Raw genomic sequence first — 25,379 nt, forward strand, 5'->3', positions numbered from 1 at the left:
TGTAACCTCGCTTACCTGTATTTCTAGAAAGCTCTCTTGAAATCGTAGATTGCGATAAATTAGTTAGCTCAGCAATAGTTTGTTGCGTAAAACCGCTTTTCTTTAGAACGGCGATCTGGCATCTTTGCGCATAGGTCAGTTGTTTGTAATGTCTCATTGTAAAATCTCTTGCCGGAGAAAAAGCAGTTAGCTTATGAGCAACTGACCATTTAATCTAGCCAAAACAAGTTATGCACTTACAATTTGAATCTAGGTTATAAAAAACACACAGGAAACATTTTTAACTTAACAATCAATAATTTAGAATGATAATAAAAAATGAACTATATTTACATTATTGTTTTTGAACAAAAAATCTAATATCGTTAATTAATATCATTGTATGTATCTATCCCCCACTATAATGTTAAATAATATTAAATAATATTAAATAATATTAAATAATATTAAATAATATTAAATAATATTTAAAAGATAAACTTTTCTATTTATTAGATAAATAAGAAAAATGAACCTATACTGCACTTGAAATCAATATCTAAATAAAAAATAGGAACAACATATGAAAAAGCTATCTGTAGCAGTAGCAATATGTGCAGTTTTAGCATCTAGTTATGCTAGTGCTGAAGTAAAAATCAATGGTTTTGCATCAATTGTAGGCGGTAAAAGTCTGGATAGTGACCGGACTTTATACGATTATGATGATGATATTTCATTTAAAAACGAAAGCGTTTTTGCATTACAATTATCGGCAGATTTACATGACAAACTAACTGCAACAGCACAAATTGTAGCTCGAGGTGAAAACGATTTTGACGCTGAATTTGAATGGGCTTATGTTACTTACGAGTTCAGTGATGAGCTACAGTTAAGCGCAGGTAAAATGCGTGTACCATTTTACAAATATTCTGACTTTTTAGATGTAGGCTACGCATATCGCTGGGTTCGCCCGCCAAAATCAGTATATGGCATTCCATTTTCAACATATGAGGGTCTTAGCTTAGTTTATAGCTCTCAATTAGGAGATTGGGACTCTACTTTACAAGGGTTCTATGGTGCTTTTGATGGGGATATTGATGTATTCGGAAATGATTTACCAGCAGAGTTAACTAATTTTGGTGGTGTAAACTGGAGCTTATCTTACGATTGGTTTAGCGCTCGTGCAGCATACATTGTAGCCGATACAAGTATCTCGTCAGACGATAGCGGTTTAATTCAACTTGTTGGCGCATTAAATGACAATGGCTTAACAAAAACAGCTAATGATCTTGTTACTGATGAAGATAAAACAACGTTTATTGGTGTAGGTTTCTCCGTCGATTATGATAATTTCTTGTTTGATGCCGAATACACTGAATTTGAAGTAGAAGACAGTATTTTAGCTAAGCAGTCTCAGTATTACGCATCTGTTGGTTACCGTATCGACAGTGTTATTGTTCATTTTACATATGAAGATAATGATGATGAACATGACTCATCACGATTTGATACCATTGAATCTATACCTAGCTTAAATGCTGCGGTAAATGGCGCCTTAGAAGGAATTCGTGCACAAAGTAATGTTTACACTATTGGCGCACGTTACGACTTTCACCCATCTGCTGCATTTAAAATAGACTTCAGTCGTTTTGATGATGATATTACTAATACAGAAACTGATATAGTGGCTGTTGGTGTAGATCTTGTCTTTTAATTGGAGCTTATGATGAAAAAATTAATTTTAGTTACTGCACTTTCATTGTGCTCAATGAGTGTATTTGCAGACGTTGCAGTGATTGTTAACCCAAGCAATGCTAGCTCTGTAGATGCTGACACAATAAAAAAGATTTATTTGGGAAAAAGTAAGTCATTTAGTAATGGCGATAAAGTTAACCCTGTAAATCAAGACGGTACGCCTGTAGCAGATGAATTTAACGACAAAGTTGTTGGTAAGTCTAGTAGTCAGTTAAATGCATATTGGTCAAAGCTAATATTTACAGGTAAAGGTACTCCGCCTGAAAAGCTTACATCAGACCAAGCTGTTATCGATTTTGTTGCTGCTAATGGTAACGCAATTGGCTACGTTGATAGTTCTAAAGTGAGCGATAAAGTAAAAGTAATTGCTACTTTTTAAACGTAAAAGTTAATATAAAAACCATTTGGTTAATGCCAGTCAGTTAACAGCTGACTGGCGTTTTTTATTGAGGTATTTGCTGGGTTTTGGTTTCACACACCTCGGATACGCCCGTTCCCGTTTTATCGGCAATATGTAATGTTTAACTCGAGCTTGTAATTACTCTATTGATTTAGGTATACGTCCTGCATTTTCTATAAACATTGGATGAATCAGGTTAATAATACTAATAGCACACGTCGAAAGACTCAGGTGTTTTGCATATATTCTAGGCTTTTTCTGCGCCATTTCCACCATCTGGTATCGAAGCAAGTTATAGCTCAACTACGCCCCATAATTCTTGTGCTATCGTTTCAGGTTTCTTGCTACGTAGCGTGAAGTGACTATTCAGTAAGGTTTGTTCTATTTATCGCTTGTGCTGTTGCTTTTAGCTTGATGAGTTTGTCTTGACGACCTAAAGAGCGAACAATTTCATATTGCATGCCTTTTCTCATCGGTTGAAGCCAATGCCTATTCCCCCCCAGCATGTTGCCAACGATTGAGTAAGCCTAGAGAATAGAAGTCTCTATCAAATAACGTCAGTGAGTTATCGGATGTTGCCTCAATTAAGTCTTCAGCCAACACCATTTCACTAGTGTGACAACTATCAAAGGCGCTCCCCATTAATAAATGGCTAGTTAACTCCATCAAACACACCATGCGAACTTGAGGGAAAGCCGTGTCACCATACTGATTTTTCACGCGGAGAATGCGTGTTGATTTTCAGCGGTATCTGGTGTGCGCCAAATGACACCATCAACGCCCGATAGTGATAACCCGCACCGTGTGGGATGGCTCGTATCAACATTCACATTTGCTGACTTTGCTCAAAAACCTGTTTAATGGCATTAGCCCCAAACCGCTGTCTAGCCTGTACAATCGCACAGGGTGCAACGAGTTCTTTTTTACCTAGTAAAGCGAGCCCTAATTTACTGACGATACTCCACAGTGGGTCTTCACGATAAAACGACATACAAATGACTATCCAAACAGCCATCTCAACAGGAAACCTTCTTTTCCTTATCGTTACAACACCTGCGGTTTCTGCGCATTGTTTGATAGATTCAGGATATAAAAATAGCTCAGTTGACCTAAGCCTTCTGAATTGGGCGCGTAACCATTGGCTAGAGAAAGTGCAGTAGTGAGTTGCAAAATAAAAAGCTCCTGAATAAATTCAGAAGCCTTTATAAACTAACCAAAAGATCGGTCAATGGATCATTAAATATTTTTTAACTGTTCAGCATTAACTCGTCGATGGTTTTTTGTGTCAATAATTAAAATTACTCAATTCTAAATTTAGCTGTCGCATCCAGTAAATTATCAGATAAGTAATGTAGATTTTTGGCTACATCGCGCACAGCAAGTAATGAATCCATAGTATCTTCAAACGATACATGCATATTTGAGACATTCTCAACAACCATAGCTGCAACCGATGTTTGCTCTTCTGTCGCAGCAGCTATTTGCGAATTCATTCCATTAATTTCTAGCATTTGTTCGGCTATTTTTTCAATCGAAATACCCGTTTTTTCTGCTGCAGTCGCATTATCTGTTGCCATATCTCGTGCAGAAGTCATCGCTGTCACAGACTCATTGGCTGCGGTAGTTAATGCCCCTAATAATTCACGAATTTCATTAGTAGAATGTGCTGTGCGAGAAGCTAATTCACGAACTTCATCAGCAACTACTGCAAAACCCCGTCCGTGTTCACCAGCACGAGCGGCTTCTATAGCTGCATTAAGCGCCAACAAGTTAGTTTGATCTGCAATAGACGTAATAACATTCAAAATCTGAGATACATTTTTTGTATCATCTGCAAGTTTATTAATTGTAGTAGCAGCTTGATTAATTTCGTCGCTAAGGGTACGAGATGCTGTAACAGACATTTGTACTTGTGTACGGCTCTGCTCCACTTCTTTCTCTGCTGTTTCAGCTGCATTAGAAGCGTTAGCTGCAGACTGTGATATATCACCAACACTCTGCTTCATTTCCTCCATAGATTGTTTAACAATTTCAGCATCAGTAGTTTGCTTTGTAGTTGCACGCTCTGCTTGTTCCATGCCTTGAACTAGCCGAGTAGAGTTTTCCATTAAAGGTTCACAAACTGCAATAACTTCTAATACAGTCTCTCTTAATAAAGCTATAAACGCATTAAAATTAATAGAAACTTGACCAATCTCATCTTCTGAATTAACCGCTAATTGTGTGCTTAAAGACCCATTCCCACTTGCTAATAAACTCAAATTATTAGCTGCGTCACTAGCAGATGAACCTATATTTTTAGCAATCCAAATAGCCATGAATAACAATAATATTAGCGAAACAATAGATACAACTAACATTAAAGTTAAGGCTTCGTCTGAACGAGCTTTAGTATTAGCTACAAGTTCGAAAAAACGATTATCAGCTTTTTGCTGAGCCCCTTTAAAACTTTCTAAAACAGACCCATACAAACTTGTTTTTAGCTGTGCTTGTTGTTGTATTTTACTATAATCAGCAGTACCGTTAACCATACCGCTGGCAATACTAGAGGATATTTTTTGGTAATCTGATAACTCTTTTACAATATCATTATTAATGTAAGAGTTGCTCAATTGAGTAATAAGATTAATATTGGACTCTATAGTTTGGTATACCTCATCCGCTTTAACAATTAGATCTTGTTCACCAAAAGTCACAGCTTGAGTATAAAGCTCATCAAGCTTTTCTAATAGCCCTACATTTGCTGAAGTTAATTTAACTACTTTGTACGATGAGTTACCCATTTCATCGAGAGAGACCTTATTATCATTCATTGCCAAATAGTTTATTAGTACGATCACTATAAAGGCCACTACCGCAATGCATGTTATTGCATGTATTTTTTTCGTTATGCTTAGGTTTTGAAAAGAGAAGCCTGAAGCCATACTGTGTTACCTTATTTTGTTGTCTATATTCTTATCGGCTTAATACTTATAAGTGTGAGCTAAATTTGTAATATTTCTAGTTTTTTTATACTTTTTTTTCTAAAAAATAGAACAGTCCTCTAAAACAAGCTAGTAATGAACAAAAAACATTCAGTATATTTTTCAGATACAAAAAAACCAGTAACATCACTGTTACTGGTTTCTAAATTTGGTGCGGATGGGGGGACTTGAACCCCCATGCCCTAAAGCACCACCCCCTCAAGGTGGCGTGTCTACCAATTCCACCACATCCGCATTTGTATTATCTTTATCGCTAAACTTTAATGATTTATTTGAGGAATATAAATCGTTTAACTATTAGTTTTAACTAAATTAGTTTGGCACGTCAGAGCTTTGCTCTTTAGTTGATGTTACTGGAACATCTTCTTCAACAGGAACAACTGTTTCAGCTGCTGGTGCGTCTTGTAGGTTTTCCCACTCATCAGTCTGTTTAATTTGACCTGCAGTTAGGTTACCTAGCACAATACTTAAAACAAAAAATACAGTTGCTAAGCTTGTGGTTGTTTTTGTCATGAAGTTACCAGCACCTGACGACCCAAAAACGGTACCAGAAGCACCAGCGCCAAATGAAGAACCCATATCTGCGCCTTTACCTTGCTGGATTAAAACCATGCCAACTAAAGCTAAAGCCACTACTAAATAAACTACTAATAAAATTTCGTACATCTTATACGGTTCCTTTTGCACTTTTGCAGATTGCAGTAAATGAATCTGCTTTTAAACTAGCACCACCAATTAGGCCGCCGTCTATATCTGTTTGTGCAAATAATAATTCGCTATTTTTTTCATTTACGCTACCACCATATAAGATGGAAAGCCCTTGTGCTAAACCGCTATCTAATCCAGCAATTTTGTCACGGATAAATTTGTGAACGTTTTGTGCCTGTTCCGGCGATGCAGTTTTACCTGTGCCAATGGCCCAAACGGGCTCGTATGCTATCACAGAATCTTTTAGTGCTGCTATACCTAATTTCTCAATTACTGCATCAATTTGCGCAGCAACTACTTGCTCAGTTTGACCATTCTCTTGCTCAGTTTCGCTTTCGCCTACACATAAAATAGGTGTTAAGCCAACTTGTTGAGCTCGTGCAAACTTTTCGGCTACAGTATTATTACTTTCGTTATAAATACTTCTGCGCTCAGAATGTCCTACTAAAACATACTCTGCGCCTAAATCTTTAATAAGTTGAGCATCAACTTCGCCAGTAAAAGCACCTGGTTTATTTTCAGAAACAGTTTGTGCCCCTGTAGATACACCACTAGCAATAAGTGCCGATATTAATGGGAACGGAGGAAATAAAACAATGTTTATCTCTTGAGATTTAACACTGTTAATAGCTTCAGACATTTGTTTAACAAGTTCTAAAGAACCGTTCATTTTCCAGTTGCCTGCGACCATCGCTTTGCGTATTGCCATTTTTCCACTCCACATTAGAAAACGGGCGAGATATTAACTTTTCTCACCCAAAGTTACAAGAGGTTATTGTTATCAATCAGTTTGTTTGCTCATAGATTCGACAACATCCGCAATTTTTTGAGCGCTATCTATTACTATTTTTTCTTGCTCTGCTTCAACCATAACACGAACAACAGGTTCAGTGCCTGATTTACGAAGTAAAACACGCCCTTTATCGCCTAAACATTCTTCAACTTGAGCAACAGCAGCAAGCACTTCTTTTGCTTTAGTTGGATCTGTTCCTGGGGTATAACGCACATTTATCATTTTCATTGGATACTTGGTAAAACCAGCACCTAAATCTTGAAGCGTGCGATTTTGTGCAACCATAGCAGCCAATACTTGTAAGCTCGAAATAATACCATCACCGGTACTTATTAAATCAAGGTTGAGAACATGTCCAGAGCTCTCTCCACCGATTTTCCAGCCTTTTTGTTGCAGTAGTTCCATAACATATCGGTCACCTACTTTGCTGCGAGCAAACTCAATTCCCTTCGCTTTCAAGGCGTTTTCTAAACCCATATTCGACATAACGGTGCCAACTACACCACCGCCTAAGTTATCATCTTGAGCGGCTTGGCAGGCAATAATATAAACTAAATCATCACCATCAAAAACACGGCCATTATGGTCAACCATCATCACGCGGTCACCATCACCGTCATAGGCAATACCTACATCAGCTTTAAATTCAAGTACTTTACGTTTTAAAGTGTCTACATGAGTAGCACCGCATTCGTGATTAATGTTTACACCATTTGGCTCACATGCAAAAGTAATAACGTCTGCACCTAGCTCTCGCATAACAGAAGGAGCTATGTGATAAGTTGCGCCATTAGCGCAATCAACAACAATCTTTAAACCCTCTAGCGATAAGCCTTGAGGAAACTGACTTTTACAAAATTCAATGTAACGTCCATCAGCGCTAGGTAATCGGCTCGCTTTACCTAATTTATCTGAGGCAACACATGTCATTGGCTCATCTAGCATGGCTTCTATTTGTAACTCAACTGCATCATCAAGCTTTAAGCCGTTGCCATTAAAAAACTTAATACCGTTATCATAATATGGATTATGTGAAGCACTGATAACAACACCAGCTTCAGCGCGAAAAGTTTGCGCTAAATAGGCAATTGCCGGAGTTGGCATTGGCCCAAGTAATACAACATCAATTCCAGCGGCAATGAAACCAGATTCAATTGCGGTTTCAAGCATATAACCAGAAATACGTGTATCTTTGCCAATGATAACTTTTTTAGTTCCATTTTTAGATAAAACACGTCCTGCTGCCCAGCCTAGTTTCATAGCAAACTCAGGTGTAATTGGTGCGGTTCCAACTAACCCACGAACACCATCGGTACCAAAATATTTTCTTTCTTTCATTATAAAACCCCTTGTTCACAGGCTCGTAATACTCCAAGTACATCAGCTGTTTCTTTAACATCGTGTACTCGAATTATTTTAGCGCCATTTTGTGCTGCGATTAATGCGCCAGCTAAACTACCCGCTAACCGTTCATTTGTTTCTCTATTTAATAAGTTTCCTATCATCGATTTACGAGATAAGCCTGCAAGCAATGGTAAACCAAACTTATTAAAATCATCAAACTTAGCTAAAATTTTATAATTATGGCTAAGTGTTTTTCCAAATCCAAAACCTGGGTCTAAAATAAGCTGTTCTAGCTTAATCCCTGCTGTTTTACAGGCAATTATGCGCTTATTAAAAAAACCACTAATATTAGCTAATAGATCATCATAATGCGGTGAAGATTGCATGCTACGTGGTTGCCCTTGCATGTGCATCAAACAAACAGCTACATTTTCAAACTGCGCTACAACCTCTAATGCACCGGGTTCTTGTAAAGCTCTAACGTCATTTACAATATCAGCCCCAGCTGTAATAGCCTGCCTCATTACCTCTGCTTTACTTGTATCAACAGATATTACGCAATCACTTTTATTGCGTATTGCTTTTATAACAGGAATAACACGTGCCAGTTCATCTTCAAGACTTACATCGGGAGCACCGGGTCTAGTCGACTCTCCACCAATATCCAAAATCAGTGCACCATCATTAAGTAATTGCATTGCACGTTCAAGCGCTATATTGATATTTAAGCACTCTCCACCATCAGAAAATGAATCTGGTGTCACATTTAATATACCCATTATCACAGGGTTAGTTAAATTTAGAGTGCGCCCGTGAGGGAGGTTTAGTAAGTCATTCATTGCTAACCTTTGTATTCTTATAGCAATTAAGCAAAACCCTAACGAATAATTAGGATATTAAATTAAATCCATACAAAAAAAGCCCCGAAGTTCGGGGCTTTTAATTTACTACTTTAACGATTATTCATCTTTATCATCAAGATTTGTATCATCTTTTTTTGATAAATCTGTAGGTTTTTGACTTTCGCTATCATCAACAACCTTATCTTTACTAACATCTACTTTTTCTGATTTTTGTTCATGACGGTCATGCGCATCGCGAGGTTCGCGAACTGGTTGACGTGCCATTAAATCATCAATTTGTTTAGCATCGATTGTTTCGTATTTCATCAGTGCGTCTTTCATCGAGTGAAGAATATCAATGTTTTCTTTTAATATATCTTCTGCTCTTTGGTAGTTACGGTCTGAGAATAAACGAATCTCAGCATCTATCACTTTAGCTGTATCATCTGACATGCTTGATGCGCGACTTCCACCGCCACCCATATACATTTCATTTTGATCTTCAGCATAAAGTAATGGACCAAGTTTTTCACTTAAACCCCAATGCGTAACCATTTTACGAGCTATATCTGTTGCTCGTTCAATATCATTACTTGCACCCGTTGTTACTTTATCTGCGCCATAAATAAGTGCTTCAGCAATACGACCACCATAAAGGCTAGAAATCATTGACTCTAGAAGCTCTTTAGAATGACTTACACGGTCTTGCTCAGGCAAGTACATCGTTACACCTAGTGCACGACCACGTGGAATGATAGACACTTTATACACTGGATCATGCTCTGGCACCATGCGACCTACAATCGCGTGACCAGCTTCATGATAAGCTGTCATTGCTTTTTCTTGCTCGCTCATTACCATGGTTTTGCGCTCAGCGCCCATCATAATTTTATCTTTAGCGGCATCGAACTCAGCCATGCTAACAACTCGTTTATTTCCACGAGCAGCATAAAGGGCTGCTTCGTTTACCAAGTTAGCTAAATCAGCACCTGAAAATCCAGGAGTACCACGAGCAATTAAAGCAGCTTCTACGTTATCGCCTAAAGGTACTTTGCGCATATGTACTTTAAGAATCTGTTCACGACCACGAATATCTGGTAAACCAACTTCTACTTGGCGGTCAAAACGACCTGGACGAAGTAATGCTGGGTCCAATACATCAGGACGGTTTGTTGCTGCAATAACGATAATACCCTCGTTACCACCAAAACCATCCATTTCTACTAGCATTTGGTTAAGTGTTTGTTCGCGCTCGTCGTTACCGCCGCCCATTCCTGCGCCACGTTTACGACCTACAGCATCAATCTCATCTATAAAGATAATACAAGGTGATGCTTTTTTAGCTTGTTCGAACATATCACGTACACGTGATGCACCAACACCAACAAACATTTCAACAAAGTCTGAGCCTGAAATTGTAAAGAATGGCACTTTTGCTTCACCAGCAACAGCCTTTGCAAGTAAGGTTTTACCCGTACCTGGAGGACCTACCATTAATACGCCTTTAGGAATGCTACCGCCTAACTTTTGGAATTTTGATGGGTCACGTAAGAAATCTACTAATTCAGTAACATCTTCTTTCGCTTCATCACAACCGGCTACATCAGCAAACGTTGTTTTAATTTGATCTTCGCTCATCAAGCGCGCTTTGCTCTTACCGAACGACATCGCACCTTTACCACCACCGCCTTGCATTTGACGCATGAAGAATATCCATACACCAATAAGCAGTATCATTGGGAACCAAGAAATAAATATATTTGCTAAAAATGATTGTTCCTCGGGTTTAACCCCTTTCACATTTACATCACTTTTAAGTAAATCATTTAAAATATCTTTATCGTAAATAGGCATAATCGTTTGAAAACGTTCGCCACTCGTTTTAGTACCAGTAATTGTTCCACTCGTACTTTCTATTGCAACTTCTTGTATAGAGCCATTTCGGGCATCTTTAACAAATTGACTGTAACTCGTTTGACGATCAACTTGATCGCCACCATTAAAGCTCTGAAAGACTGACATCAGCACAACTGCAATTACCAGCCATAGTATTAAATTTTTCGCCATATCGCTCAAGGGGTTAACCTCTTGTATCCAATTAATGTAAATTCAACTAAACGCCAAGTAACTGTACTATAGTTTGTATCCGCTCGCTACTATATATACTTCCCGAGAACGGGCACGTGAGGCATCAGGTTTGCGTATTTTTACTATTTTAAAACTATTACGTACATCTTGCAGGAATTGATCAAAGCCTTCCCCTTGGAATACTTTAACAACAAATGCACCATTTTTCTTCAATACTTGATTACACATATCTAATGCAAGCTCAACTAGATACATACTACCAGCTTGGTCAACTGAGTTGTTACCACTCATATTTGGTGCCATGTCAGACAATACCACATCAACATTTTTACCATCAATACGTTTTAATAAGGCACTTAATACAGCTTCTTCACGAAAGTCACCTTGCAAAAAGTCAACACCCGCTAATGAATCCATAGGAAGTATATCGCACGCAATAACTTGACCTTTATCACCTACTTTTTCAGCTAGGTATTGTGACCAACTACCAGGCGCAGCGCCTAGGTCAACAACAGTCATCGCTGGACGAAGTAATTTGTCTCTGTTCTGGATTTCATCTAATTTAAAAACCGCTCTAGAACGCCAGCCTTTTTTTTGCGCTTCTTGAACATATTTATCATCAAAATGTTCTTTCAGCCATCGCTGTGAACTGGCTGACTGTTTTTTATTTGTCATAAATTAACACGCAACTAATTAGTAATATTCTTTAGATGGCGGTAGAATACCCTTAATTCAAGCCATATTCAGCAAAATTTGTATAAACATGACATTATCAAACAAACAAAAGCAGTTCTTAAAGGGTCAAGCACATAGTCTTAAGCCCGTAGTTTTACTAGGTTCTAACGGTTTAACCGAAGGCGTAGTAATGGAAATTCAAAGTGCATTAGAAATTCACGAATTGATTAAAGTAAAAGTTCCTACTGACGATCGTGAAACTAAAGCGCTAATTTTTGATGCAATAGTACGTGAAACTGGTGCTACTAAACTACAATCGATTGGTCACACTATCGTGATTTATCGTCAAAGTGTAGAGAAAAAAATTAGATTACCACGTAGCTAATCCTTCTTTTTTAAAGATTCAGCACGTTGAATGAAAAAACCAGCTTAATGCTGGTTTTTTGTCGTTTATAGAAAGTTTTTTTGATTATTATAAATTTAACTTACTCGCACGTTAAAAATCCATAGTTAACTCGCTAACACTATATTGGTTGCTACTTTTATCTAAATTGCTTTTTAATAAAAAGTAACGTGTGAAGTCTGTCTCTGCCATTAACGAAACTTTTTCACTTGAAAGTAACTCCGCAAATACTGGCGTTGTATTACTATGCCCTATTACAACCACCACACCATCTAATGTAAATAACTTACTTTTAAGTGCTGTTAACTCGCTTGCGTTGTATATATTAACGCTTGTATTAAAGTGCTTTGCAAGTGGCTGAGCTGTTTGTAATGTACGGTTATAGTTACTACTAAATACATGTACATTTTTATATTTTTTAAACAACAAAACTAAGTTGTTTGCTCTAATTTTACCTTGCTCTGTTAATGATGGGTTTTTACCTGATTGCTTTTCGCTGTGACGAAATAAGTAAATTTCATCCGGAGACGCAAACGCAAACTTACAACTAAACAATGTAAAAAACACTAAAAACAGCGTCGTTATTTTATTTTTAACGTTCATATTTTTTGACCTCGTTTGTACTCTAATAAACGGTTAATAAATTCAGTTGTTAGTTCATTTATAACCCCTGTTTCTGCGTTTACAATTAAGCTAAAACCGACATTTAAGTGCGGAAAAACAACTAAATCACTACGGTACCCTTGTACCCAACCACTGTGATAATAAAGAGTTTCATCTGCATAGTTGTACACTCTCCAACCCAATCCATAAAAAGCTTCATTGAGGTGTTTTTTCCATACACGCCTATAACGTTCTTTTTTGGTGTGAGTATAACGACGTGTTTGAGTTGCTAAAGCATTAAGGGATAAAACATCAGGGTATTGACCTAATTGTGCTTTAAGCCAAATTACCATATCGCTAGCACTGGCGTTAACGCCGGCTGCTGCACCAACTTTATAGTAATTTTTTTTAAGCTCAGCGCTATACCAACGCTTTTTACCACGCACATGTGGTAAGGCAAAATTTTTATTTTTTACCATAGCCTCATAACCTAAACTTGCATCAGTCATTTTTAAAGGAGTAAAAATAGCTTCATTTAGCCACTGCGAATAACTTTTATTTGTGCTTTTTAAAATAATATCGTCGATTAAACTAAACATTACATTTTGATAGCCATAACATTGCCCTGGCTCGCAAATAGGCTTAACGGTAACAAGCTTTTCAACTATATCGGGGTAACTCATTTGCGATTCAATTAAGTTATCGTATGCGTTGGGGACTAAGCCACTTGAGTGACTTAGAATATGAAATACCTTTAAATTATCTTTATAAACCGTATTTTTAAAACTGGGTATATATTCACTAACAGGGCTATCTAACCGAAGCAAACCATCCGTTGCTAATTTAGCTGAAAGCGAGCCTGCGAAAGTTTTGGAAACAGACGCTAACCTAAAACGAGTATGTGCATTTATTTTTTGCCCATTACGCGCTTTGGTATGTCCCATAGTATTAATATAGTCATCATTTTGAATACTAACTATTGATAAAGCGGCACCTGGAATTCCTTTGCTTTTAAGCATTTTTTCAGCATAGCGACCATATTTACTTACAAAATCATTCCAATTTGTATCTAGTTTCTTTGCAAAAGCTACAGGGCTGAGCAATAAACAAAAAGCAGATAGGCAATACAATAAAGGGGTGGAATACTTCATTCTTTATAATTTTATCTTTTTAACTACATCTATTGGCATAATATCATGAAGTTTTGTTTGGACTAACGTACAATGGCATAATTATTGTTTTTTAGTGGATGTTTAGTACTTATGCGTTTTTTAGTTGTGTCACTTTTTATTTTACTGTCAGCTGGTTGTGCCGTCACGCAACAACAACCTGCAGAACCTTTAGCTATGCCGTTAAAGCCGACATTAAAAAGTCAAACATATAAACTTGAGTATAAAACTGAACATGCATCACCAAAAGTAAAGTCTGTTCAGTTACCTGCTCATAAAGTATCAAGAAACCAAACAGTTAAAATCATTACGGGTAAAGCAAGTGTAACCGACACCTTGTTAGCGCAAATAAGCCAAGCATTAAGCGAAAAACAATTAAAAGTAACTACCAAAAACGATAGTGACTATACACTTTCAATTCAACAGCTTGATTTAACCTTTAAAGATGATATTCAATATTCACTTAATCAACCTGAACAACCATTTTCACTTTACACTAATATTGCTCAGCAATACCCAACTCAACAATGCGCAGCTATTTTTGCTGAAGTAAGCATGCGTCTTACTCACAAAAAGTCTGGTGATGTTGTGTGGTTTGCAAAATCTTCAATAGACAGTGCAAGTTTTCACCGCGAACCATTAATTTATAGCTTTAATGAAGAGCAAAAAGTGACAAACGAATTAGAAGTTGCTTCTTTTGTTCACCAACAAAATACAGAACAAGCTCGCTTAGCTAGATTAGGCAAAGAAGTTCAAATTCCTGAGTATAAAGTACTTTCAAAGCTATCAAGCCTTACTAAGCTTAGTGGCCCGTGTAATCGTACAGAAGTAAGTGCATTAACACCTATGATGCAATTTTACCTAAGTAGTATATTAATCGATAAAATTAAAGTGCAGTAAGCCTTGCGTTTACTACACTTTTTTACAGATAAAAAAAACGGTTTAACAATATACTACGCTTTATAACAAATAATAATTAGGCACTTTAGGGATGAAACACTCTTTACTTATCCATACTTTATTTAGCACAAGCTTGTTTTTTGCAAGTATTTTTAGCACTTCAAGTATGGCTAGTAATCGCTATTACGCCGATAACACATTAGAGCCTACCCAAGGCTTTGCATGGGATTGGAGCGCAGGTGCCAGCTATTTTATTGAAGACTCTTATTTAGTTGGTATTGACTCTTACGACGATGGATTAGAACTTGATTTAAGTGTTGCTGTTTCTTATGAGAATTTTTATCTCGACTTTGATCATAACCAACTAAGTGGTGGTCTTGTTGTAGGCTACAGCTTAATTGATAAATTTGATTGGGGTTTAGATGTATTAGGCACTAACACCCAAGCAGGCTTTGATGAGAAGGGTCTTGGCTTTTATAATAATGGCGTAATAGATGAATTAAGCGGTATTAAGTCTCGCAATTATGATTTTGATGTAGGCTTAAGGCTAACTCGTCGATTTGAAAACTCACAAGTCTCATTTGAATACCTCCATGACGTTTCTGGCACACACAATGGTTGGGTCGTTAATACCTTTTTTAGCCATATTTTACCATGGCGAAACTGGGAGTTTAGATCTGGTGTTGGCGTAAGCGCCTATTCTGCTGACTTTACAAATTATTACTTTGGTATAGAGCAAAGTGAAGCAACCCCAATACGCCCTGTTTATCAAACCAATTCTAGTACTAGCGTTATTTTTGAATTTCATGCTGAATACCCTATAAGCCAAGATTGGGTATTTTTAGCAGGCTTACTTTCTACCTGGTTTTCAAAAGAAATTGACGATAGCCCTATTATTTCACAAGGGTACCAACATAAAGCCAAGGTAGGCCTACGTTATGTATTTTAAGTGGATATGTTTGCTATTATTTTTCCCTACTGCGCTATACGCAGAGACTGATGATGAGCTAGATACTTTAATTGCAGTTCCCGATACCTGTGTAGCGCTTCGCGAAGGTCGAGATTGCTATGCTGATGTGGTACTCACTTGGAGCCAGCCAATCATTGGTAATTATTGTCTGCGCGATGCTACATCAAAATACATTATGCAATGTTGGCTTAAGCAGCAAAAAGGAACTTTTAATTATGCTTTTGACTCACAGCAAAGCATCTCGTTTGAACTCTTTGATAGCAATACATCTAAAATAATTAGTACTGCAGAGGTAAAGCTTCAATGGGTATATCAAAACAGACAAAAAAAACGTCGCTGGCGATTATTTTAACCAACGCATTAAGGATAATTTATGGATAACTACGGCACTATTTTACTTGTAGAAGATGATGTATCACTTGCTCAATGGGTTGCAGAGTATTTAACAGAGCAAGGTTACACTACTCATGTTTGCCACAGAGGCGACGAAGTTGTGAGCCAAGTAAAAACTCTTAATCCAAACATTGTACTGCTTGATATTATGCTTCCTGGACAAGACGGTATTAGCGTATGTAGAGAGCTTCGCAGTTTTTATAATTCACCTATTATAATGCTTACAGCACGCGACGAAGAAATGGATGAAGTAATAGGTTTAGAAGTTGGCGCAAGCGACTACATAATGAAACCTGTTCGTCCGCGCGCACTTTTAGCCCGAATTAAAGCTGCACTGCGTCAAAATAACGAACCAAATAAATCTCTTGCAAACGAAAGCGTCATAAATGTAGGTTCGTTAAGTATTAACACTGAATCTAGAAATGTAAAACTCAACGAGCAAGACGTAAATATTTCTAGCGCTGAGTACTTACTACTTCACTATTTAGCAAGCAACGCTGGGCAAGTTGTTTCTCGTGACGCTGTATTTAAAGCAACTAAAGGCAGAGAATACGACGGTCTTGATAGAAGTGTTGATGTACTTATTTCGGCTTTGCGTAAAAAATTCAATGATGATCCACAAAACCCAGAAAAAATAAAAACTATATGGGGCCGTGGCTATTTATTAGTGTCTACTGCTTGGTAACTAGGTGGTATTTATTTAAATGAAAAAGTTTTATATATCGCTCTTAGGCAGCGCGCTTTTATCTATTGTGGTACTTGGTTGGCTTATTGACGCATTTAGCCAACAAGCACACACCCCACAAGATGAGTTTAGCGTGCAAAGTAAGATGATCACGGGCTTTAGCAAACAGTTAGCTAATATCCCAACTTCTGAGCGCAGTGCTTATGTAAAACAACTTGCTAATGAATTTGATTTACTAATTGATTATAAGCTTAATGAATCACTCGCCCTTCCCCCTTCTTTACTATTACAAATGCATTCACTTGGCGGATTGATTTTAGAAGATCAACAAGGTTTTTATATGCTGTATAGCAATCAAACGTTAAATCCTTTTCATATTTCAATGCGACTCGATAAACGCACAGACACAGAGCAGCGCAATGATATATTTTTAACTCTGCTATTTTATGCAGGTTTGTGTGTATTTATGGGCTTTATTATTGCGCCTTTAGCTAAGCGTTTAACAGTGCTAAACGAAGCCGCAAAAAAGTTTGCATCGGGCAATGTACAAGCTCGTATTAAAGTGTCGCATTTTACTTATATCAAAGACGTAGAGCTCACATTTAATAGAATGGCAAGCCAAATAGAAAAACTAGTCGCCGAAAACAAGCTAATGGCTTCGAGCTTATCTCACGATATCCGAACACCTATAGCTTGTCTCCGCTTTGGATTAGATGCCGCAATTGACAGCCACGATGAACAAAAAATAAAGCAATACTTAGCCCGTATGGAAAACGATTTAGACCATATGGAATCAATGCTAAAAAGTTATTTAGCTTTTGCAACACTTGAACAAAACGCGAATAAACTGACTTACTCTTCAACTAATATAAAGCACTATCTTGACGATATTTTAGTACAGCTTGCTCCTAAACTTGAATCACAAATGCTCAACGTACAACTCAATAGCTCAAGTGATCTTATTAATGCAGACCTTCACTGGCTTGCTCGTGCAATTACTAATTTATTAACCAATGCATGTGATTTTGCTGATCAACACATTTACTTAAGCGCTAAAGTTTACGAACAGCAACTTATTATAACTGTTGAAGATGATGGACCAGGTATCGCTAAAGAAAACTTTAATAATGTATTTAGTCCATTTTTTAGAGAAGAAAACCATCGTAACCGTGCAGATAAAAGCTACGGGCTTGGTCTAGCAATTGTCGAAAAAGTTGCCGACTGGCATCATGGCAGCGTAAAAGTAAGTAAAAGTAACCAATTAGGCGGGGCTTGTTTTACCCTTACAATTGATCAACATCACAAAGCGTAAAGCATTAGTTACACACTGTAATTAACATTTTAAAAACAAAAACAACCTGTTAACTTTAACTATACGATAACATTTACTAAAAACAGCGCCCATACCACACTACTGCCGTATTAAATTGTGTTAGATCAGCAAATAAGCACTTTTTATTTTTTTACATTTCCAGTAGATTGTCAGCGCCGTCAAAAAATAGAGAAGTACAATAATATGAGCGCAGTTAGAGGCGAGTTTAGTTCTCGTTTTGGTTTTATTATGGCCGCCGCGGGTTCTGCCGTTGGTTTGGGCAATATTTGGGGATTCCCAACACAAACAGCGAGTAATGGTGGTGCTGCGTTTTTAGTTGCCTATTTAGTGTTAGCCTTCTTTTTAGCTTACCCAGCTTTAATGGCTGAACTTATGATTGGTCGTCATGGTCAAGCAAATGCCGTTTCTTCGCTTCAAAAAATATCTAACAAACCTTGGCAAAAGCACTTTGCGTTTATTGTGGGTTTTGGTGGTATTTTATGTGCTGGCTTTATATTAAGTTTTTATGCCATTGTTGCCGGTTGGATGCTTAGCGCGACTGTTGAACCCGTCACAACACTAGTGGGTGCAGAGTCAGCATCAACTTGGCTAAGTGAGCAGTCACTCTCACGAAATATTATATTCACCATTATCTTTATTGTATTAACGGTAGCCATTATTAGTCGTGGTGTAGAAAACGGCATAGAAAAATGGTCAAAGCGATTAATGCCTGCATTACTCGGTATTTTATTCTTATTAATTGCCTACGTAATGACACAAGATGGAGCAATGGAAGGTTTAAAAGCTTATCTCGTTCCTGATTTTTCATCTATTTTTGATGCTGAATTATTAGTAAGCGCATTAGGACAAGCTTTTTTCTCGCTATCACTTGGTACTAGCGTAATGATCATATACGGCTCATATATTAGCAAAAAAGAAAACCTTGTTTCGTTAGGTGCTTATGTCACACTTATTGACGTGTTTATTGCCTTTGTGGCGGGTTTACTTATTATCCCTGCTATGTATGTTGCCCAAGCACAAGGCGTAGAAATATTCTCACCAACAACAGGCAAGCTTCTCTCTGAAGACACATTAGTATTTCAAGTATTACCGGCGCTATTTGATGGCATGGGTAGTGTGGGAGTATTTGTAGGTTTTGCCTTTTTTGCGCTCATGAGTATTGCTGCATTAACTTCGTCTATTTCAATGCTTGAAGCCCCTGTATCTTACACAGTAGAGCGCTTTGCAATGAAACGCGTACAAGCCACTTGGTTAATTGGTGCCTTAATAGCTGTCGTTAGCGTAATAATAGTATGTAACTTAGGTGCATTATTTGGTCTGGTTATCACGCTTACAACTAAAGTAGCTCAGCCATTGCTTGGCTTAATGTGTTGTATATTCGTTGGTTGGATCTGGTATAGAGGCTCATTACTTAAAGCGATTCAACAAGGTAATCCTGAAGTACATAACACCTTATTTTGGAAAGTATGGCCTTGGTACACTAAGTTTATTTGCCCACTGGCAATTGGCATGGTGTTTTTACATTCGCTATTAAGCTAAACATTATAAAAACAAAACAAGCCCACATTTGTGGGCTTGTTTAATAGGCACTTAAATTAAATCCACTTAATTTAATCTCTGGTTACTTCACCACTTTCAAAATCATATCTTGATGAGGAATACCATCCTCAAGATACTCTTTTCCTACACTTTCAAAACCAAATGAACGGTAAAAATCAAGCAAATAAATTTGTGCACCAATATAAATATCACACTCAGACCACTGTGCTTTACAACAGCTTATAGCAGCCGTAACAAGCTTAGTTGCATAACCTTTACCTCTAACTTTTTCGCCTACTAACACTCGCCCTATCGCACTAAACTGCGCGTTTTTTTTATAGCAACGTGCATAGCTTAGCAATTGGTTATCATCAATTGCATATATATGTTGAGTAGCTGGCGCAATATCATGATCATCAAGTTCAGGATACGGACACGCCTGCTCTACAACAAACACATCAACACGACCACGCATAATAGTAAAAAGAGTATACGCATCGAGATCGTCAAATTTCTCACATTTAAACTGCATATTAAATTCCATAGATAAAAAACCCAGCCTAAGCTGGGTTGTTTTAATAACTAACTAATAGATAGAGTTAAGTAAATAAACGCTCTAATTGGTCACACAACTGTGAAAGATTCACATGATCATGCTCTATTGTTAAATCAATATAACCATCGCCTTTAAATGCACGGTCTAGTTCAATTAAAACATGGGTTTTGTGTGCTTCAGGTACAAACGACAACTCAATTTCTTGAATACCAAATAAGCTTCTGCTGTTAGGTTTATATTCAAGCTCTTGATAACACCCAGAGACAGATTGGAACGTAGATGCGCGTAAATGACCTTCCTCAACATCTGCTTTAGTTAAACTAAAACCCAATTTTTCCATTGCTTGCATACAAGTTTTAACGGCTTCATTAGGATAAATATGTAAATGATCTTTATCGGTAGGATCCAGCGCTAAATCAATATCAAGACCTGTTTCTAACCAGACATAAGATTGATTATATCCAGCGTTAATTTCTGTTATTGGTGTTTCAGAGTGAAGTCGAGCTTCAAAAGGAATGCTTTTAACATCATCAGGTTCAATAGTACCAATATCAGTAATGCGCCACTGATCAATCACATGATTAGTAAAGTAATCGCCATCATCACCAGCTACTTTTACGCGGGTCATTAATAGCAAATCTAAACCCGCTATTTCTTGGCTAACATCACCTGCGGTAATAACTATTTGTGCATTGAAAAGCTGGCCAGGTTGTAAGTGCTCAGTTTCTAAAATAGTATCTACTTTAGCGGCACCAATACCAACCGATGCTAAAATCTTTTTAAACATATATTTCTCCTTAAGCAGAGCGGCTCTATCATGTGCTCTTACTTAAACTTCTTCGTTATAGCATCTTAACCATATTTAAAAGCGGTTGTCAGTGAAAAAATGTTATTTACATGTTATTTACGATTAAATACCTGTTAAATGTTTATTTTTCATACGTAACAAAGCAACTAATTGATTAAATAGGCTCACTAACACGTTTATATTTATTTTCATTGATATCAATTTTTCGCTACACTGCAGCACCAAATGAAGTGATATTAAGAATTATGGAACTAATCTATTTTGCTACCGCGTTTGTTTGTGGTTTTGGCGTTTATCAATTAAAACTACCTCCTCTTATTGGCTTTTTGCTAGCAGGATTCGCACTTAACTTAGCAGGCTATAAAAGCACAGAGTTACTCAATACAATAGCGGCCCTAGGCGTCACTCTTTTATTATTTAGTATTGGTTTAAAACTCAAAGTAAACAGCTTGATAAAACCGCAAGTTTGGGCTCCAGCCACGCTTCATATTATTTTGAGTAGTGCTTTATTTAGCGGCTTTATGCTACTTCTTGGTGTATTTGCCCTACCACTTTTTGTTGATTTAAGCTGGCAAAGTTCGCTGCTTATTGGTTTTGCGCTTAGCTTTTCGAGCACCGTATTTGCTGTAAAAGTACTTGAAGAACGCGGCGAAATGGCAAGCCTTCATGGTAAAATCGCTATTGGTATTTTGGTAATGCAAGATATTTTTGCTGTTATGTTTTTAGCAATTAGCACCGGTAAGGTTCCAAATATTTGGGCTTTGGGTCTTGTTATTGGGCTTATTTTACTGCGCCCTCTTATGTATTGGGTATTAAACCGCTCAAAACATGGTGAACTACTGCCGTTATTTGGTTTTTTCTTTGCCCTTGTTTTAGGCTACAACGCCTTTGAATTTGCAGGTCTAAAAGGCGACTTGGGTGCGCTTATTATTGGGATGATGTTTGCACCTCACAAAAAAGCAGGCGAGCTTTCTAAGTCATTACTTAACCTAAAAGATATATTACTGGTCGGATTTTTCTTAAGTATTGGTTTAAATGCAGAGCTAACCGCTAATTCACTATTTATAGCTTTACTACTCGTTTTATTAATGCCGATTAAAACATTACTTTACTATGTATTTACGAATCTATTTAAGTTACGAGCTCGTACATCACTCCTTACCGCGTTTAGCCTAGCTAACTATAGTGAATTTGGTTTAATTGTTTGTGCCGTTGCTGCAAGCACAGACATGATCACCTCAGAATGGCTTGCAGTTATGGCTATAGCTGTTTCAATCACCTTTGTTATTGCTTCACCGTTGAATAAACGTTCTAACGAGTTGTATGTAAAGGTAGAGCGCTGGTTACTTAAGTTTGAGAGTAAAACTCGCTTAGCCGAAGAGTTACCAGTGAATCTAAATGATACAAAAATAGTTATTTTTGGAATGGGACGAATCGGTACAGGTGCTTACGAAACAATTAATACCACCCACCCTAACTTGGTCGCGGGTATCGATATAGAACCAGAAGTTGTCGATAAGCACATAAGCAGAGGTAGAAAAGTATTAATTGCAGATGCCACCGATCCTGACTTTTGGCAACGTGTAAACCACTCTCACGTAGAAATGGTTATGCTTGCAATGCCAAAGCATATGCAAAATATATTTGCCTTAGAGCAACTACAAGCCTCTGGTTATAGCGGACAGGTTACCGCTATTGCAAACTACCCAGATCAACAAAAAGAACTAGAAGAGATGGGTGTGCATTCTACCTATAACTTTTACCTAGAAGCAGGTAGCGGCTTTGCAGAGCACGTAAAACAAAAGCTTTTTCCATAATATGATTTTAAAGCCTTAGCAAAAAGCTAAGGCTTTTTTATTATAAAAACAAAAAAAACTAATTATATTTACATTTCTTCACAAAGCTAATTAACCCTAGCTAAAAAAACAGGTAGACTACCTTCGTTGGTTAAATAAGAACCCATATGCTAAAAATAACTTAATTAGACTCCAGCTAATTAATGTTCAGCTAAGTTTATATTTATCAACATAAATTCATGAATAAGAGGGCCTACTCCCTCACACAATAGGCTGTTTCTTGCCCGTCACAGCCTATTTTATCCCTCCAAAATACCTTACACTTACCTATTAAAAGCAGACTTACATAAGCCAATGGATCCAAAACAACTTAAAATAGCTATAAATACAAAAATGCCTTTTGGTAAATATGCCGGACGCCCTCTATTAATGTTGCCAGAGCCTTATTTAGTCTGGTTTAAACAACAAGGCTTTCCTGATACAAAACTCGGTAGTCAATTAGCAATGATGTATGAGGTAAAACTCAATGGGCTTGAACAAATGCTAATGCCATTATTAGAAAGAAAATAAAAAGAGTGGAAACTTTTTTGAAGGTGCACGGTCTATTACTTTGCTACTTGTTGATTTTGGTTTAACCGTAAAAGCGCCTTACAGCGCTTTTTTTATGTCTATATATTTAGGGTTATTTTTTTATAGGTAAACTGATAATAAATTTAGCACCACCAAGCTCAGAATCTTCAACTTTGCACTCGCCTTGATGCCACGATACGATTTTACACACGATGGCAAGACCTAGTCCAAATCCACCTGTTTTTTTATCTCTGCTCTTATCAAGCCTTGTGAAAGGCTTAAATATACTTTCTCTATCTATTTGAGCGATACCCGCACCATCGTCTTCAACAATAAATAAAATCCATTGTTTCTCAGCGAGTAATGTTACTTTTACTTGAGTCGTTGCATATTTGAGAGCATTACCAATTAAGTTTTGAAATACACGCGCCATAAAGTGGCTATCGCATTTATGAGTAAGCTTATCTGGTAAGTTATTACCAAGATTTATTCGTGTATCAAAAGTTAACTTTTCAATACTCGTTCTTACTAACCCCACCAAGTCACAACTAGTAGATTGTAAACTTGGTTGTTGAGAATCTAATCTTGCGTACTCAAGCATTTCTGAAACTAACGATTCCAGTTCACTAATATCGGTTTGCATATTAGCCAAATACTTCTCGCTTTTGTCATCTAAAAGCTGATCTTGTAGCATAACAATTGCAAATTTTAATCGCGCCAGTGGCGTTCTAAACTCATGAGAAACTGAAGATGTGAGTTCTTGCTGTGCCGTTAGCAAAAAAGTAATGCGTTGCTGCATTACCTTTAATGTATCTGTAACAGGCAAAAAGAAAGATTTAGAAGTATCGTTTAATTGAAAATCTTGCAGACCCTCAACGGCTTCACATGCTTTGCGTAACTTAGCAAAATCACGCCAAAGTAAAAAACTCCAAAGCCCAACCGGTATACCAACAATAATGAGTAATAATAAATAGGGCCAAACAGAAGACGATACAGGAGCAGGCACACCAAAAGGACCTACTTGTAATAAGTCCTTCTGGTTCAGCTCTACATACCAAACAATACGTTGTTGTTTATCGTATAAATAAAGGTAGTGATTATCGATTAGTTGCGCTTGCTGCTGTGGTGGCAACATCAAGTCATGTCGCTCGATGATGTGACTTTCAAAATTACTTTTTAGCTTTTGTAATCCAGAGGAAGTTTGAGAGAGCAACCAGAGCGACTGCCCAAATTCGTCATCTAATAGTACCTGTTGCTGTGACTCTTCATATGGCCACAACTGTTCAATTACACCACTTACTACAAATAAAGAAACAATGAAGTAAACATACAAACTTGCAAACAGTTTTCCCATTAAAGCCGACTAATCCAAAACACTAACTATAAATCCCACGCATCAGAAACAAATAAATAACCTTGTCCCCACACAGTTTTAATACGATATGGTTTATCGCTGTTATCACCTAACTTCTTACGAATTCGAGACACTCGCACATCAACTGTACGGTCAAGACCGTCATACTGACGCCCTATCATGTGTTGGTGTACATGTTCTCTGCTCAGCACTTCACCCGCGTTTGAAGCCAATAACCAAAGTAACTCAAACTCATGAGATGTCAGTACTATTTCAGTCTCATTTAATTTTACTATACGACTTGTTTTATCAATCATTAAGTCGCCAAATTGTAACTCTTCACTCGTTTTAGTAATTGCTTGACCGCGACGCAGTAAAGCATTAATTCTGGCTAGTAATACACGAGGTTCTGCTGGCTTTATAACATAGTCATCAGCGCCTAACTCTAAACCAAGTACTTGGTCAAAGTCTTCCCCTTTCGCTGTTAACATTAAAATTGGCAAAGTATATTTATCACGAACCTGACGACATACGCTAAACCCATCTTTACCTGGTAGCATTACGTCTAAAATAATTAAATCGGCTGCATTATTTTCAAGGTAATTAAACACTTCGTCACCGCGGTCTAACACAGCGACTTCTAAGCCATTCTGTTCAAGATAATCTTTTGTTAGTTGTTGTAAACCGAGATCATCTTCAACAAGTAAAATTTTTGGCATTGGTTGCTCCTAA

The 25,379-nt window shown here is 37.3% G+C and carries 25 protein-coding genes, 1 tRNA gene and 1 pseudogene; 11 read left to right on the plus strand and 16 right to left on the minus strand.

Going from position 1 to position 25,379, the window contains the following annotated elements; translation table 11 throughout:
* Nucleotides 1-157 (minus strand): helix-turn-helix domain-containing protein (locus tag I6F65_RS05345; protein WP_197111874.1); only part of this gene is annotated, 157 nt, incomplete at its 3' end.
* A gap of 405 nt (nt 158-562) precedes the next feature.
* On the opposite strand from I6F65_RS05345, the gene I6F65_RS05350 reads away from it, so the two are divergent.
* Together I6F65_RS05350 and I6F65_RS05355 are read left to right on the plus strand one after the other, a co-directional pair.
* Nucleotides 563-1,693 (plus strand): porin, encoded by a 1,131-nt coding sequence (locus I6F65_RS05350; protein ID WP_197111876.1) that lies wholly within the window; start codon nt 563-565, stop codon nt 1,691-1,693.
* Between the two features lie 12 nt (nt 1,694-1,705).
* Complete coding sequence (locus tag I6F65_RS05355) at nt 1,706-2,113, plus strand: phosphate ABC transporter substrate-binding protein (protein ID WP_024609410.1); 408 nt, start codon at nt 1,706-1,708, stop codon at nt 2,111-2,113.
* A gap of 39 nt (nt 2,114-2,152) precedes the next feature.
* On the opposite strand, the pseudogene I6F65_RS05360 reads toward I6F65_RS05355, so the two are convergent.
* The 9 genes and pseudogenes from I6F65_RS05360 to rlmE all read right to left on the minus strand — a co-directional run bounded on the left by I6F65_RS05360 (nt 2,153) and on the right by rlmE (nt 11,568).
* Nucleotides 2,153-3,304, minus strand: a pseudogene (locus I6F65_RS05360) (IS4 family transposase).
* A 128-nt stretch (nt 3,305-3,432) separates the two neighbouring features.
* Entirely contained in the window at nt 3,433-5,058 is a 1,626-nt protein-coding gene (locus tag I6F65_RS05365; protein ID WP_197111878.1) for a methyl-accepting chemotaxis protein, read from the minus strand.
* 209 nt (nt 5,059-5,267) lie between these two features.
* Nucleotides 5,268-5,352, minus strand: a tRNA-Leu gene (locus tag I6F65_RS05370).
* A 78-nt stretch (nt 5,353-5,430) separates the two neighbouring features.
* Nucleotides 5,431-5,784, minus strand: coding sequence for a preprotein translocase subunit SecG (gene secG / locus I6F65_RS05375; protein WP_197111880.1), 354 nt, complete (start codon nt 5,782-5,784; stop codon nt 5,431-5,433).
* 1 nt (nt 5,785) lies between these two features.
* Nucleotides 5,786-6,535 carry a triose-phosphate isomerase gene (gene tpiA / locus I6F65_RS05380; protein ID WP_197111882.1) on the minus strand — a complete coding sequence of 250 codons (750 nt, stop codon included), beginning with the start codon at nt 6,533-6,535 and terminating at the stop codon, nt 5,786-5,788.
* A 72-nt stretch (nt 6,536-6,607) separates the two neighbouring features.
* A complete protein-coding gene (glmM, locus tag I6F65_RS05385) occupies nt 6,608-7,957 on the minus strand; it encodes a phosphoglucosamine mutase (protein WP_166108989.1) in 1,350 nt (449 codons plus the stop codon).
* Nucleotides 7,957-8,802 carry a dihydropteroate synthase gene (folP, locus tag I6F65_RS05390; protein WP_166108988.1) on the minus strand — a complete coding sequence of 282 codons (846 nt, stop codon included), beginning with the start codon at nt 8,800-8,802 and terminating at the stop codon, nt 7,957-7,959. The genes glmM and folP overlap by 1 nt, the downstream gene beginning before the upstream one ends.
* A gap of 120 nt (nt 8,803-8,922) precedes the next feature.
* The gene (gene ftsH / locus I6F65_RS05395) at nt 8,923-10,872 is read right to left on the minus strand and encodes an ATP-dependent zinc metalloprotease FtsH (RefSeq protein ID WP_231613119.1); all 1,950 of its coding nucleotides are present in this window, start codon (nt 10,870-10,872) and stop codon (nt 8,923-8,925) included.
* A gap of 66 nt (nt 10,873-10,938) precedes the next feature.
* On the minus strand, nt 10,939-11,568 hold the full coding sequence (gene rlmE, locus I6F65_RS05400) for a 23S rRNA (uridine(2552)-2'-O)-methyltransferase RlmE (protein WP_024609590.1): 630 nt from the start codon (nt 11,566-11,568) through the stop codon (nt 10,939-10,941).
* A gap of 88 nt (nt 11,569-11,656) precedes the next feature.
* Here rlmE and yhbY point away from each other — a divergent pair, with 88 nt between their 5' ends.
* Entirely contained in the window at nt 11,657-11,953 is a 297-nt protein-coding gene (gene yhbY / locus I6F65_RS05405) for a ribosome assembly RNA-binding protein YhbY (RefSeq protein WP_024609591.1), read from the plus strand.
* 111 nt (nt 11,954-12,064) lie between these two features.
* Here the strand turns inward: yhbY and I6F65_RS05410 are convergent, their stop codons facing one another.
* Together I6F65_RS05410 and I6F65_RS05415 are read right to left on the minus strand one after the other, a co-directional pair.
* Nucleotides 12,065-12,574, minus strand: coding sequence for a histidine phosphatase family protein (locus I6F65_RS05410; protein WP_166108987.1), 510 nt, complete (start codon nt 12,572-12,574; stop codon nt 12,065-12,067).
* Nucleotides 12,571-13,725: a serine hydrolase gene (locus tag I6F65_RS05415; protein WP_197111886.1), complete on the minus strand. Its 1,155-nt coding sequence runs from the start codon at nt 13,723-13,725 to the stop codon at nt 12,571-12,573. Before I6F65_RS05415 ends, I6F65_RS05410 begins: the two co-directional genes overlap by 4 nt.
* A gap of 111 nt (nt 13,726-13,836) precedes the next feature.
* Here I6F65_RS05415 and I6F65_RS05420 point away from each other — a divergent pair, with 111 nt between their 5' ends.
* The 6 genes from I6F65_RS05420 to I6F65_RS05445 all read left to right on the plus strand — a co-directional run bounded on the left by I6F65_RS05420 (nt 13,837) and on the right by I6F65_RS05445 (nt 19,563).
* Nucleotides 13,837-14,643 (plus strand): hypothetical protein, encoded by an 807-nt coding sequence (locus I6F65_RS05420; RefSeq protein WP_197111888.1) that lies wholly within the window; start codon nt 13,837-13,839, stop codon nt 14,641-14,643.
* A 91-nt stretch (nt 14,644-14,734) separates the two neighbouring features.
* Nucleotides 14,735-15,592: a MipA/OmpV family protein gene (locus I6F65_RS05425; RefSeq protein WP_197111890.1), complete on the plus strand. Its 858-nt coding sequence runs from the start codon at nt 14,735-14,737 to the stop codon at nt 15,590-15,592.
* Entirely contained in the window at nt 15,582-15,965 is a 384-nt protein-coding gene (locus tag I6F65_RS05430; RefSeq protein WP_197111892.1) for a DUF3019 domain-containing protein, read from the plus strand. Before I6F65_RS05425 ends, I6F65_RS05430 begins: the two co-directional genes overlap by 11 nt.
* 21 nt (nt 15,966-15,986) lie before the next feature.
* Nucleotides 15,987-16,691 (plus strand): response regulator transcription factor, encoded by a 705-nt coding sequence (locus I6F65_RS05435; protein ID WP_024612029.1) that lies wholly within the window; start codon nt 15,987-15,989, stop codon nt 16,689-16,691.
* Between the two features lie 19 nt (nt 16,692-16,710).
* Nucleotides 16,711-18,003 carry a HAMP domain-containing sensor histidine kinase gene (locus I6F65_RS05440; protein ID WP_197111894.1) on the plus strand — a complete coding sequence of 431 codons (1,293 nt, stop codon included), beginning with the start codon at nt 16,711-16,713 and terminating at the stop codon, nt 18,001-18,003.
* Nucleotides 18,004-18,207: 204 nt separating this feature from the next.
* Complete coding sequence (locus tag I6F65_RS05445) at nt 18,208-19,563, plus strand: sodium-dependent transporter (RefSeq protein ID WP_166108982.1); 1,356 nt, start codon at nt 18,208-18,210, stop codon at nt 19,561-19,563.
* 82 nt (nt 19,564-19,645) lie between these two features.
* Here the strand turns inward: I6F65_RS05445 and I6F65_RS05450 are convergent, their stop codons facing one another.
* Both I6F65_RS05450 and I6F65_RS05455 read right to left on the minus strand, forming a co-directional pair.
* Nucleotides 19,646-20,095 carry a GNAT family N-acetyltransferase gene (locus I6F65_RS05450; RefSeq protein WP_166108981.1) on the minus strand — a complete coding sequence of 150 codons (450 nt, stop codon included), beginning with the start codon at nt 20,093-20,095 and terminating at the stop codon, nt 19,646-19,648.
* 67 nt (nt 20,096-20,162) lie between these two features.
* Nucleotides 20,163-20,906, minus strand: a complete 744-nt coding sequence (locus I6F65_RS05455) for a sporulation protein (protein WP_197111896.1) — start codon at nt 20,904-20,906, stop codon at nt 20,163-20,165.
* A 266-nt stretch (nt 20,907-21,172) separates the two neighbouring features.
* Between I6F65_RS05455 and I6F65_RS05460 the strand changes: the two genes are divergently transcribed.
* Together I6F65_RS05460 and I6F65_RS05465 are read left to right on the plus strand one after the other, a co-directional pair.
* A complete protein-coding gene (locus I6F65_RS05460) occupies nt 21,173-22,744 on the plus strand; it encodes a cation:proton antiporter family protein (RefSeq protein ID WP_166108979.1) in 1,572 nt (523 codons plus the stop codon).
* A 333-nt stretch (nt 22,745-23,077) separates the two neighbouring features.
* Nucleotides 23,078-23,293: a DUF3820 family protein gene (locus tag I6F65_RS05465; protein WP_024612023.1), complete on the plus strand. Its 216-nt coding sequence runs from the start codon at nt 23,078-23,080 to the stop codon at nt 23,291-23,293.
* Between the two features lie 112 nt (nt 23,294-23,405).
* Here I6F65_RS05465 and I6F65_RS05470 read toward each other — a convergent pair whose 3' ends face one another.
* Nucleotides 23,406-24,647: an ATP-binding protein gene (locus I6F65_RS05470; protein ID WP_166108978.1), complete on the minus strand. Its 1,242-nt coding sequence runs from the start codon at nt 24,645-24,647 to the stop codon at nt 23,406-23,408.
* A 26-nt stretch (nt 24,648-24,673) separates the two neighbouring features.
* On the minus strand, nt 24,674-25,366 hold the full coding sequence (locus tag I6F65_RS05475; RefSeq protein WP_166108977.1) for a response regulator: 693 nt from the start codon (nt 25,364-25,366) through the stop codon (nt 24,674-24,676).
* Nucleotides 25,367-25,379 lie beyond the last annotated feature (13 nt).

The sequence above is a fragment of the Pseudoalteromonas sp. SWXJZ94C genome, assembly GCF_015864385.1.
In the GTDB taxonomy this organism is placed as follows: Bacteria; Pseudomonadota; Gammaproteobacteria; order Enterobacterales; family Alteromonadaceae; genus Pseudoalteromonas.